Source organism: Streptomyces sp. NPDC007084, assembly GCF_040703595.1.
GTDB lineage: Bacteria > Actinomycetota > Actinomycetes > Streptomycetales > Streptomycetaceae > Streptomyces.
Map to the genome: position 1 here is coordinate 144183 of NZ_JBEYFY010000014.1, position 11125 is coordinate 155307.

10 protein-coding genes are annotated in these 11125 nt (G+C 71.3%); 6 read left to right on the plus strand and 4 right to left on the minus strand.

Annotated elements, in window-relative coordinates; translation table 11 throughout:
* Positions 1–10: 10 nt before the first annotated feature.
* The 4 genes from AB0912_RS15080 to AB0912_RS15095 form a co-directional block, all read right to left on the minus strand.
* Positions 11–1486 (minus strand): hypothetical protein, encoded by a 1476-nt coding sequence (locus AB0912_RS15080; protein ID WP_366699563.1) that lies wholly within the window; start codon positions 1484–1486, stop codon positions 11–13.
* The gene (locus tag AB0912_RS15085) at positions 1468–2205 is read right to left on the minus strand and encodes an ATP-binding cassette domain-containing protein (protein WP_366699565.1); all 738 of its coding nucleotides are present in this window, start codon (positions 2203–2205) and stop codon (positions 1468–1470) included. Before AB0912_RS15085 ends, AB0912_RS15080 begins: the two co-directional genes overlap by 19 nt.
* A gap of 261 nt (positions 2206–2466) precedes the next feature.
* Positions 2467–3849, minus strand: coding sequence for an aspartate aminotransferase family protein (locus AB0912_RS15090; RefSeq protein WP_366699567.1), 1383 nt, complete (start codon positions 3847–3849; stop codon positions 2467–2469).
* Entirely contained in the window at positions 3834–4349 is a 516-nt protein-coding gene (locus AB0912_RS15095; protein ID WP_081219687.1) for an Lrp/AsnC family transcriptional regulator, read from the minus strand. The genes AB0912_RS15090 and AB0912_RS15095 overlap by 16 nt, the downstream gene beginning before the upstream one ends.
* 188 nt (positions 4350–4537) lie before the next feature.
* Here AB0912_RS15095 and AB0912_RS15100 point away from each other — a divergent pair, with 188 nt between their 5' ends.
* The 6 genes from AB0912_RS15100 (at position 4538) to AB0912_RS15125 (ending at position 10990) form a co-directional block, all read left to right on the plus strand.
* Entirely contained in the window at positions 4538–5977 is a 1440-nt protein-coding gene (locus tag AB0912_RS15100) for a gamma-aminobutyraldehyde dehydrogenase (protein ID WP_366699569.1), read from the plus strand.
* Between the two features lie 280 nt (positions 5978–6257).
* Positions 6258–7448 (plus strand): spermidine/putrescine ABC transporter substrate-binding protein, encoded by a 1191-nt coding sequence (locus AB0912_RS15105; RefSeq protein ID WP_366699571.1) that lies wholly within the window; start codon positions 6258–6260, stop codon positions 7446–7448.
* 355 nt (positions 7449–7803) lie between these two features.
* Complete coding sequence (locus tag AB0912_RS15110) at positions 7804–8475, plus strand: DUF4097 family beta strand repeat-containing protein (RefSeq protein WP_366699573.1); 672 nt, start codon at positions 7804–7806, stop codon at positions 8473–8475.
* A 39-nt stretch (positions 8476–8514) separates the two neighbouring features.
* Positions 8515–9612: an ATP-binding cassette domain-containing protein gene (locus AB0912_RS15115; protein ID WP_366699575.1), complete on the plus strand. Its 1098-nt coding sequence runs from the start codon at positions 8515–8517 to the stop codon at positions 9610–9612.
* Positions 9609–10385, plus strand: coding sequence for an ABC transporter permease (locus AB0912_RS15120; protein WP_366699577.1), 777 nt, complete (start codon positions 9609–9611; stop codon positions 10383–10385). Before AB0912_RS15115 ends, AB0912_RS15120 begins: the two co-directional genes overlap by 4 nt.
* Before the next feature lie 224 nt (positions 10386–10609).
* Positions 10610–10990 (plus strand): sortase-dependent protein, encoded by a 381-nt coding sequence (locus tag AB0912_RS15125; protein WP_366699579.1) that lies wholly within the window; start codon positions 10610–10612, stop codon positions 10988–10990.
* Positions 10991–11125: the final 135 nt, after the last annotated feature.

The window sequence follows — 11125 nt, forward strand, 5'->3', positions numbered from 1 at the left end:
CGCGGCACGGTCACTTGATCAGCGGCAGGGCCGCCAGCTCGGCGACCGCCCAGGTCAGCGGGGCGAACGCGACGAACAGCGCGCCGATCCGCAGCGCCGCCGCCGCGCGCAGGGTCGCGGCGGGCGCCCCGAGCCGCAGCAGCGCCGCCGTGGTGTCCGCGCGGGCCTGCCTCGCCTCGACGGCGGCCGTGACCAGCGTCAGCACCGTGCACCCGGCGACGAGCAGCGCCCCCAGCGTGGTCAGCGGACCGAACGCGGGCCGGGAGCCGGTGTACAGCGTCGTCATGGCGAACGCGCCCGACGCCACCGCGCACACCACACCGAGCGGCTGCCCGACGCGCCGCGCCTCCGCCTGGAGGACCCGCCCGGCCAGCAGCCGCAGCGCCCCGGGGCGTACGGCCTGGAGCAGCCGCCCGCACAGATACGTGATCGCGGGCCCCGCGAGGGCGAGTCCGACCGCCGTCAGCACCCAGCCGGCCAGCACCCCGGCCGGACCGCCCACGAACCCGCCGGGCAGAGCCAGCGCGGGCGCCGGACCCGAGCGGCTCGCGTACGTCTCCACGGCCAGCCCGGCCGCGACCGCCGCCGCGCCCCAGGGCAGCCCGTTCGGCGTGGTCTCGGCGGGCGGCAGCGCCCGGGAACCCGCCTCGACGGCCGGGCGTACGGCGCTGTCCGCGCCGGCGCGGCCCTCGCGGGCGGCCGGTGCGCCGTTTCGGCCCTGCGCGGCGGCACCCGATCGGTCCTGGGCGCCGACCCGCGCCGGCGTCTCACCGGCGGCGTACGCGTCGGAGGTCAGCACATAGCCGCCGCCGTCGGTGCCCGCGGGGTTCCGCTCGGACGTCTCGGGTGCCCCGGCCGGGGCGGCGACGGCGGGCGTGCCGGGCGGGGCCGAGCCCCGGGGGGCGCTCGCCACCGCGCTCTGCCGCGCGGACAGCCAGGTCAGGCCGTAGGCGCGGGCGGCGCCGCGCGGGCGGCCGTCCCGTGGCCGCAGGGACAGCGCGGCCGCGCCGGAGGCCGCGAGGGGGACCAGGGCGAGCAGGGTCAGCGCGGCCGGCAACGGCAGCTCTTGGTCCGCGGCGAGGAACTCGGTCGCCGACCCGCCGAACGGGACGCCCGTCAGGTCGCCGCGCAACTGGAGGAACAACAGCAGCGCGAGCGCCGAGCCGAGCAGGGTGGACAGGGCCGTGGTGAGGGCGGAGAGCGCCATCAGCCGGGCCGGGCCGAGGCCGATGGCGGACAGGCCCGGCCGGGGGCGGGTGCCGGGGTCGGTACGGGCCACCGCGACGGCGAAGTAGACCGTGGCGGCGAGGGGGGCGGCGCACCAGGCCAGGCGCAGCGCGCCGGCGGCCGAGGCGTCCGGGTGGCTCATCGCGTAGCCCAGCGTGCACAGCAGCAGGAACCCGGTGCCCGCGGAGGCGGCGGCGACCAGGAGCCGGCGGAGCTGGACGAGGGGGCGCCCCGCGCGGGCTAGACGGAGAGCGAGCACGCGGCCCGGCCTTCCGTCTCCGCGACCGGCGGGAGGTGGACGGTGTGCACGCGCCGTCCGTCGAGCAGCGACACCGTGCGGTCGGCGAGCGCCGCGGTCTCGGCGTCGTGGGTGGCGAGGACGACCGTGATCCCGTGCGAGCGGGCGGCCGTGGTGAGCGTGCGCAGCACATGGGCGCGGTCGGCGCGGTGCAGCGGCGCGGTCGGCTCGTCGGCGAACAGCACCGTGGGGGCGGGGGCCAGCGCGCGGGCGATGGCGACGCGCTGCCGCTCGGCCTGGAGCAGGGCGTGCGGGCGCTTGCGGGCGCAGCCGCCGATGTCCAGCCGCTCCAGCCACTCCAGGGCGGTGGTCTTGGCGGCCCGGCGGGCGCAGCCGCGCAGCATCAGCGGGAGGGCGGCGTTCTCCCAGGCGTTCAGCTCGGGGACGAGGACGGGCGCCGGGTCGATCCAGCCGAACCGGTCGCGGCGCAGCCGCTCGCGGGCGACCGGGCCGAGGGTGTGCACCGGTGAGCTGTTGAACCAGACCTCGCCCTGCTGCGGCAGCAACTGGCCGGACAGGCAGTGGAGGAGGGTCGTCTTGCCGCTGCCGCGCGGCCCGCCGACGGCGAGGATCTCGCCCTCCCGGACGCCGAGCGAGACACCGCTGAGCGCGGGCGATCCGTTGTGCTTGACGTGCAGGGCGCGTGCCCAGAGCACGTCGTTGTCCGGCGGGGCCACCATCGCGTACACCTCGTTCAGATCTGATGTGCCGTGCCCGGCGGCCTCTTCGAGGTCGCTCGGTCCCCCGGACGGGGGAACGAAGGCAGGGCCGATCGGTCACTGCGCACGCTAGGGAGTCGCGGTGGGGAGCCCGGACAGCACGCGGCCCCGGGCCGCCCATTCTCACTCGAACGGGCGGCACCGGGGCCGGTGTTGATCAGCCGTACGGAAGACCGCGGTCTTCCGTACGCGGGTCCGCGGAGCGGGGCTCCGCGGGGTGGCTCAGAGCTTCGTCCACGCCTCCGTCAGCACCTGACGGATGATCCCCTCGATCTCGTCGAAGGTCGACTGGTCGGAGATCAGCGGCGGCGAGAGCTGGATGACCGGGTCGCCACGGTCGTCGGCGCGGCAGTACAGGCCGTACTCGAAGAGCTTCTTGGAGACGAAGCCGTAGAGCACGCGCTCCGACTCCTCGTCCGTGAAGGTCTCCTTGGTGGCCTTGTCCTTCACCAACTCGATGCCGTAGAAGAAGCCGTTGCCGCGGACGTCGCCGACGATCGGGAGGTCGTGCAGCTTCTGCAGGGTCTGCAGGAAGTTCGCCTCGTTGTCCAGCACGTGCTGGTTGAGGCCCTCGCGCTCGAAGATGTCGAGGTTGGTGAGCGCCACGGCCGCGGAGACCGGGTGGCCGCCGAAGGTGTAGCCGTGCAGGAAGGTGTTGTCGCCCTGGTAGAACGGCTCGGCGATGCGGTCCGAGACGATGGTGGCGCCGATCGGGGAGTAGCCCGAGGTCATGCCCTTGGCGCAGGTGATGATGTCCGGGACGTAGCCGAACTTGTCACAGGCGAACATCGTGCCGAGGCGGCCGAAGGCGCAGATGACCTCGTCCGAGACGAGCAGCACGTTGTACTGGTCGCAGATCTCGCGGACCCGCTGGAAGTAGCCGGGCGGCGGCGGGAAGCAGCCGCCGGCGTTCTGCACCGGCTCCAGGAAGACGGCGGCGACGGTCTCGGGGCCCTCGAAGAGGATCTCCTGCTCGATCTGGTCGGCGGCCCAGCGGCCGAAGGCCTCGGGGTCGTCGCCGTGGATCGGGGCGCGGTAGATGTTGGTGTTCGGCACCTTGTGCGCGCCCGGGACGAGCGGCTCGAAGGGGGCCTTCAGGGCCGGCAGGCCGGTGATCGACAGGGCGCCCTGCGGGGTGCCGTGGTAGGCGACCGCGCGCGAGATGACCTTGTACTTCGTGTGGTTGCCGGTGAGCTTGTGGTACTGCTTCGCCAGCTTCCACGCCGTCTCGACGGCCTCGCCGCCGCCCGTGGAGAAGAACACCTTGTTCAGGTCGCCCGGGGCGTAGTGCGCGAGGCGCTCGGCCAGCTCGACGGCCTTGGGGTGGGCGTACGACCAGACCGGGAAGAAGGCCAGCTCCTGCGCCTGCTTGAACGCCGTCTCCGCGAGTTCGACGCGGCCGTGGCCCGCCTGGACCACGAACAGGCCCGCGAGACCGTCGAGGTAGCGCTTGCCCTTGTCGTCGTAGATGTAGGTGCCCTCACCCTTGACGATGGTGGGAACGGGCGCGTTCTCGTACGAGGACATGCGGGTGAAGTGCATCCACAGGTGGTCGTACGCGGTCTTGCTGAGGTCCTTGGTACTCACGGTTATCGGGTTCCCCACATGTAGGTCTGCTTCTTGAGCTTCAGGTAGACGAAGCTCTCGGTGGAGCGCACGCCGGGCAGGGCCCGGATGCGTTTGTTGATGACGTCCAGCAGGTGGTCGTCGTCCTCGCAGACGATCTCGGCGAGGATGTCGAACGAGCCCGCGGTCATCACCACGTACTCGACTTCCGACATGGCAGTCAGTGCTTCGGCCACCGGATCGAGGTCTCCCTCGACGTTCACTCCCACCATCGCCTGCCTGCGGAAGCCCACGGTGAGCGGGTCCGTGACGGCGACGATCTGCATCACGCCCTGGTCGAGCAGCTTCTGCACGCGCTGGCGCACGGCGGCCTCGGAGAGGCCGACGGCCTTGCCGATCGCGGCGTAGGGGCGGCGCCCGTCCTGCTGCAACTGCTCGATGATGGCGAGGGAGACGGCGTCCAGCTGGGGACTGCCGTTCCTGGACTCGCGGGAGTCCCTGGGTTCCGCGCTTCGACTGACCACGACCTCACTGTGCACGACGTATCGACCGTTGCGCAAGGCTGAGGCGATGAAATTCGTTGTTTACGAGGACGTGACTTGCGGATTTCGCAGTTCTGGGGCGATCAGGGGTGTTGAAAACGTCGAGCCACGGATTAGGGTGGGGAGTCAGGTATCTCAGGTACTGGACACCTGGGTCGTTGGACATCCGACAGGAGGGCCGGGCAGTGAGCACCGAGCTGCGTCGTCTGCGCAATTACATCGACGGAGAGTTCCGCGATGCCGCCGATGGAGGGACCACGGAGGTGGTCAACCCCGCGACCGGCGAGGCGTACGCGACCGCGCCGCTCTCCCGTGAGGCGGACGTCGACGCCGCGATGGCCGCCGCCGCCGCGGCCTTCCCGGCCTGGCGCGACCAGACCCCCGCCGAGCGCCAGAAGGCCCTCCTGAAGATCGCGGACGCGTTCGAGGAGCGGGCCGAGGAGCTCATCGCCGCCGAGGTGGAGAACACCGGCAAGCCGATCGGGCTCACCCGGTCGGAGGAGATCCCGCCGATGGTGGACCAGATCCGCTTCTTCGCCGGCGCCGCCCGCATGCTCGAAGGCCGCTCCGCCGGCGAGTACATGGAGGGCCTGACCTCGATCGTCCGCCGCGAGCCGGTCGGCGTCTGCGCCCAGGTCGCGCCGTGGAACTACCCGATGATGATGGCCGTGTGGAAGTTCGCCCCGGCCCTCGCCGCGGGCAACACGGTCGTCCTGAAGCCCTCGGACACCACGCCCGCCTCCACCGTGCTGATCGCCGACATCATCGGCGGCATCCTGCCCAAGGGCGTCTTCAACGTCGTCTGCGGCGACCGCGACACCGGCCGCGCCATGGTCGAGCACCCCACCCCGGCGATGGCCTCCATCACCGGCTCGGTCCGCGCGGGCATGTCGGTCGCCGAGTCGGCGTCCAAGGACCTCAAGCGCGTCCACCTGGAGCTGGGCGGCAAGGCGCCGGTCGTCGTCTTCGAGGACACCGACATCGCCAAGGCCGTCGAGGACATCTCCGTGGCCGGCTTCTTCAACGCCGGACAGGACTGTACGGCCGCCACCCGCGTCCTCGTCCAGGAGTCCATCCACGACGAGTTCGTCGCCGCCCTCGCCAAGGCCGCCGCCGAGACCAAGACCGGTCAGCCGGACGACGAGGACGTGCTGTACGGCCCGCTGAACAACCCGAACCAGCTCAAGCAGGTCTCCGGCTTCATCGAGCGCCTGCCCGCGCACGCCAAGGTCGAGGCCGGCGGCAAGCAGGTCGGCGACAAGGGCTACTTCTACGCCCCGACCGTCGTCTCCGGCCTCAAGCAGGACGACGAGATCATCCAGAACGAGGTCTTCGGTCCGGTCATCACCGTGCAGTCCTTCACCGACGAGGCCCAGGCCGTCGAGTGGGCCAACGGTGTCGACTACGCCCTCGCCTCCTCGGTGTGGACCAAGGACCACAGCCGGGCGATGCGGATGTCCAAGGTGCTCGACTTCGGCTGTGTGTGGATCAACACGCACATCCCGCTCGTCGCCGAGATGCCCCACGGCGGCTTCAAGAAGTCCGGCTACGGCAAGGACCTCTCCGGCTACGGCTTCGAGGACTACACCCGCATCAAGCACGTGATGACGTCGCTGGACGCCTGACGCCTGACGCCTGACGCCTGTACGGCAGCGGACGTGGCCGCGGCCCCGGGGGAGTGATCCCGCCGGGGCCGCGGCGTATTGTCCACCGGCCGGGTGTGGTGCCCATGGTTGTCCACAGGCCGGGCGCTCACCGTGGCCCACCGGCCGGGTGAACGCCGTCGTCGGCTGGCCGGGCGCGCACGGCTTTCGGTGAAAGTGATCGACAGGGTGTCGGGTCGTGGGGGCACGGCTCGACGCAGCGTCCATTGTTCGCGCGGGGCGAGGGCGTCATGCTGCGGGCGTGCCAGTGATTCGGAACACCTCGCCCCTGTCCCGCCGGTCCCTGCTGCGCGCACTGGGCGGAGGTGCCGCGCTCGGCGCCCTGGCCGGCTGCGGCGTGCCCGCCGCGTACGTGAGCCCCAAGGAGCGCTCCGGAACGGACACCTCGGCCACCGACAAACGGCTGACCTGGGCGAACTGGCCGCTGTACATCGACACCGACGACAAGAACCACACGAAGCGCCCCACCCTGGAGGCCTTCGAGAAGCGCACCGGGATCTCCGTCGACTACATCGAGGAGATCAACGACAACGACGAGTTCTTCGGCAAGATCAGCCCGTCGCTGATGAACCACCAGCGCACCGGCCGCGACCTCATCGTCATCAGCGACTGGATGTGCGCCCGGTTCGTGCGGCTCGGCTGGGTGCAGGAGATGGACCGGGCCAACCAGCCCAACGTCGCCAAGTACCTCGACCCGCTGCTCCGCTCGCCCGCCTTCGACCCCGGCCGCAAGTCCTCGGTGCCGTGGCAGTCGGGCATCACCGGCATCGCGTACAACCACCGCAAGCTCGGCCGCGAGATCAAGCACGTCTCCGACCTGTGGGCCCCCGACCTCAAGGGCCGCGTCACCCTCCTGTCCGGTCTGGACGAGGCCTTCGCGCTGCTCATGCAGGGCAACGGCGTCGACATCACCCGGTGGAAGGCGGACGACTTCCACCGGATCTGCGACCAGGTCGAGAAGCATGTGCACAGCGGCCAGATCCGCCGCTTCACCGGCAACGACTACATCAAGGACCTCGCCGGCGGTGACGTCCTGGCCTGTCAGGCCTACTCCGGCGACGTGATCCAGCTCCAGGCGGACGACCCCGACATCCGTTTCGTCGTCCCCGAGGAGGGCGCCGAGCTGTGGGCCGAGTCGCTGATGATCCCCAACCTGGCCGCCCACAAGGCCAACGCGGAGAAGCTCATCGACTTCTACTACCAGCCGGAGATCGCCGCCGAGCTGGCCGCCTGGGTCAACTACGTCTGCCCCGTCCCGGCCGCCCAGGACGTCCTCGCCTCCTCCAAGGACAAGGACACCGCCGCCCTCGCCGAGGACCCCCTGATCTTCCCGGACCCCACCATGCGCAAGCGCCTCGCCATCGCCCGCGACATCACGTCCACGGAACGCACGGAGTTCGCGAAACGGTGGAACGCGATCGCGGGACTGTAGGCCGGCGGAACCGGGCAAGGAACCCGCCTCGACGGGCAGACCCGGTTCCTGACGTTCTCCCCGGGGCCGCGGGTGCCCCGCGATTCGGGGCGGCCCGGTCGTGTCCTCAGGGGCGTTGGACTCACGTCCGGCGCCCCTTTCGCATAGCGTTCACCGGCTTCTCATTGCAACGGAGTTCCAGTCGGCTCATTGCGTTGTTCGCCAGGCCGTTGCAATGAATTCCCCTTCCTGGCCTGCTATTTAGGCTTTCTGGGGCGACAACTACATTGTCGGATCTGTGAACGCAACGTAGCGTTTTCTCCGTTGGAAAAGCGCGAGTCCGTCAGGGCTCGCGATCTTCTCGAAGGAGAGCTTCATGCAGACGTATGCCACTCCCGCTCCCGTCTCGGCCGTGCTGGACATTCCCGCCGGGCGGATTCAGGTCATCGCCGCCGAGCGGGGGGACACCACCGTCGAGGTGGTGCCGGCCGACGCCTCCAAGAGCCGTGACGTGAAGGCGGCCGAGCAGATCACGGTCGGATACGACGACGGTGTGCTGCGCGTCGAGGCGGCGCCCGCCAAGAACCGTCTCCTGGGCGGCGGTTCGGGTTCCGTCGAGGTCACCGTCCAGCTGCCCGTCGGCTCCCGCGTCGAGGCGAGGACGGGCGCCGCGGAGTTCCGGGGAGTCGGACGCCTCGGGGACGTCGCCGTCGAGGGCGGATACCACTCGGTCAAGATCGACGAGGCCGCGAGCGCCCGTCTGACCGGCCACGACGCGACCATCACCGTCGGCCGCCTGACCGGCCCCGGGGAGATCACCACCCAGCGAGGCGACCTGACCGTCACCGAGGCCGTCCGGGGCGAGGTCGTGCTGAGCACCCGGCAGGGCGACATCACGGTCGGCGCCGCCCACGGCGTCTCAGCCTCCCTGGACGCCGGCACCGGCAAGGGCCGGATCAGCAACGCGCTCAAGAACGTGGACGGCACCCCGGCCCTGACCATCCGGGCGACCACCGCCCAGGGCGACATCACCGCCCACGGCAACTGACCCGCCGCCGGCCGACCCCCCTGCTGAAGGAGCATCTCCATGACCAGCCTGGCCATCACGGCACACGGGTTGCGCAAGTCCTACGGTGACAAGGTCGTGCTCGACGGCGTCGACCTGACGGTCCCCGAGGGCACCGTCTTCTCCCTGCTCGGTCCGAACGGCGCCGGCAAGACCACCGCCGTGAAGATCCTCTCGACGCTCATCACCCCGGACGCGGGGTCCGGCCTCGTCCAGGTCGGCGGCCACGACCTCGCCACCCACGCGCAGGCGGCCCGTTCGGTGATCGGCGTGACGGGCCAGTTCTCCGCCGTCGACGGACTGATCACCGGCGAGGAGAACATGCTGCTGATGGCGGACCTGCACCACCTGCCGAGGGCGCGGGGGCGCCGCGTCGCCGCCGAACTCCTGGAACGCTTCGACCTGGTGGAGGCCGCGAAGAAGCCCGCCTCCACCTACTCGGGCGGTATGAAGCGCCGGCTCGACATCGCGATGACGCTGGTCGGCGGTCCGCGGATCATCTTCCTCGACGAGCCGACCACCGGCCTCGACCCCCGCTCCCGGCACACCATGTGGCAGATCATCCGGGAACTGGTCACCGGTGGCACCACGGTCTTCCTCACCACGCAGTACCTGGAGGAGGCCGATCAACTGGCCGACCGTATCGCCGTGTTGAACAACGGGAAGCTCGCGGCGGAGGGCAGCGCGGAAGAGCTGAAGCGACTCGTCCCGGGCGGGCACATCCGCCTGCGTTTCACCGACCCCGCCGGCTACCGGTGCGCCGCCGAGGCGCTCACCGCCGGCGCCCGCGATGACAGTGCCCGCCACGACCCCGCCCGCGCCGGCCGCGTCCGTGACGACGCGGCTCTCACCCTCCGGCTCCCCAGCGGCGGCAGCCAACGTGAACTGCGGGACGTACTCGACCGGTTGGACGCGGCCGGAATCGAGGCGGACGAGCTGACCGTCCACACGCCCGACCTGGACGACGTCTTCTTCGCCCTGACCGGCGACCCCGCCGTGCCCGCCCAGCCCGGCCAGCCGGCCCAGTCCGGTAAGTCAACCCAGTCCGCTCAGCCGACCCAGTCCGGCAAGTCAACCCAGTCCGCCCAGCCGGCCCAGTCCAAGGAGACCGTCCGATGAGTTCCCTCGCCCTCTCCGCGCGTGACGCGTCGACGATGCTCCGCCGGAACCTGCTGCACGCCCGCCGCTATCCCTCCATGACCCTGAACCTGCTGCTCACCCCGGTCATGCTGTTGCTGCTGTTCGTCTACGTCTTCGGCGACACCATGAGCGGCGGCGCGGGCCGCTCCGCGTACATCGCCTACATCGTGCCGGGCATCCTGCTGATGACGATCGGCTCCACGGTCGTCGGTACCGCCGTCTCGGTCGCCATGGACATGAACGAGGGGATCATCGCCCGCTTCCGCACGATGGCCATCCACCGGGGGTCGGTGCTGTTCGGGCATGTCGTCGGAAGCGTGCTCCAGGCGGTCGTCAGCGTCGTCCTCGTCGGTGCCGTCGGTGTCGCGATGGGCTTCCGCACCACGGACGCCACGGCTGTGGAATGGCTGGCGGCCGTCGGTCTGCTCGCCTTCTTCGCCCTCGCGTTCACCTGGATCGCGGTCGGGATGGGCCTGGGCAGCCCCAACGCCGAGGCCGCCAGCAACAACGCCATGCCGCTGATCCTGCTCCCGCTGATCTCCAGCGCCTTCGTCCCGCTGGACTCGATGCCGGGATGGTTCCAGCCGATCGCCCACTACCAGCCCTTCACCCCGGCCATCGAGACCCTGCGCGGGCTCCTGCTCGGCACGGAGATCGGCGACAACTGGTGGATCGCGCTCGTCTGGTGCCTGGCCCTCACCATCCTCGGCCGGCGCTGGTCGCAGGCCCAGTTCAACAGCGACCCCAAGTAGCGCTCCGGCGACCCAAGCAGCGCTCCGGCGACCCAAGTAGGGCTCCAGCGACCCAAGTAGGGCTCCAGCGAACACAAGTGAAGCCCCGGCGACCCCAAGTGGGCCCCTTCACGGCCTTTGCCTTCTCTTTGCAACCCGGTCCCGTGCCGCCTCGTCTCTCCGCTCGATCCACGACACAGCCCGCCGTACCCACCGGCGGGCGGACCGACGAAAGAGAGCCACTCATGCGAACCGTCCTCAGTGCCACGGCACTTGCGTGCACCGCCGTGCTGGCGGGTGCGATGCCCGCGTTCGCCGACGGGCCGTCCCCGGTCCCCTCGCAGCGGCCCAGCGCCACCGCCGCACCCGCTCCGGCCAGTTCCGCGCCGACCCGCAGGCCCTCCGACGCGCCGAGCGCCGTGCCGAGCGCCGTGCCCACGCGGGCGCCCTCCGCCCGCCAGGTGCCCGTCCGGCCGAGCGGAGCGCCCGACACCGGCGTGACGGCGGCGGACTCGGGGTCGGACTCGGGGCAGGGCGGCTTGATCGGCGGGAGCGCCGCCGCGGTGTTCGCCGTCGGGGGCGCCGCCGTCCTCGTCGTACGCCGCCGCCGGGCCGCCGGGGCATGACGGACCTCTCCAGGCGCGCGTTCGCCACGGCGGCGCTGGCCGGCCTGCTTGCCGGCTGCGGCGGCCGGCCGGACGGCCGGGGACGCGAGGCGCCGGTCGCGTCCGGCGGGAGGACGGCCGGGCTGGCCGGCGCCA

Bases quoted from the DNA above. Each gene is read 5' to 3' on its own strand.
- AB0912_RS15085 (WP_366699565.1), bottom strand. From the start codon at position 2,205: ATGGTGGCCCCGCCGGACAACGACGTGCTCTGGGCACGCGCCCTGCAC.
- AB0912_RS15110 (WP_366699573.1), top strand. From the start codon at position 7,804: ATGCAGACGTATGCCACTCCCGCTCCCGTCTCGGCCGTGCTGGACATT.
- AB0912_RS15115 (WP_366699575.1), top strand. From the start codon at position 8,515: ATGACCAGCCTGGCCATCACGGCACACGGGTTGCGCAAGTCCTACGGT.
- AB0912_RS15120 (WP_366699577.1), top strand. From the start codon at position 9,609: ATGAGTTCCCTCGCCCTCTCCGCGCGTGACGCGTCGACGATGCTCCGC.
- AB0912_RS15125 (WP_366699579.1), top strand. From the start codon at position 10,610: ATGCGAACCGTCCTCAGTGCCACGGCACTTGCGTGCACCGCCGTGCTG.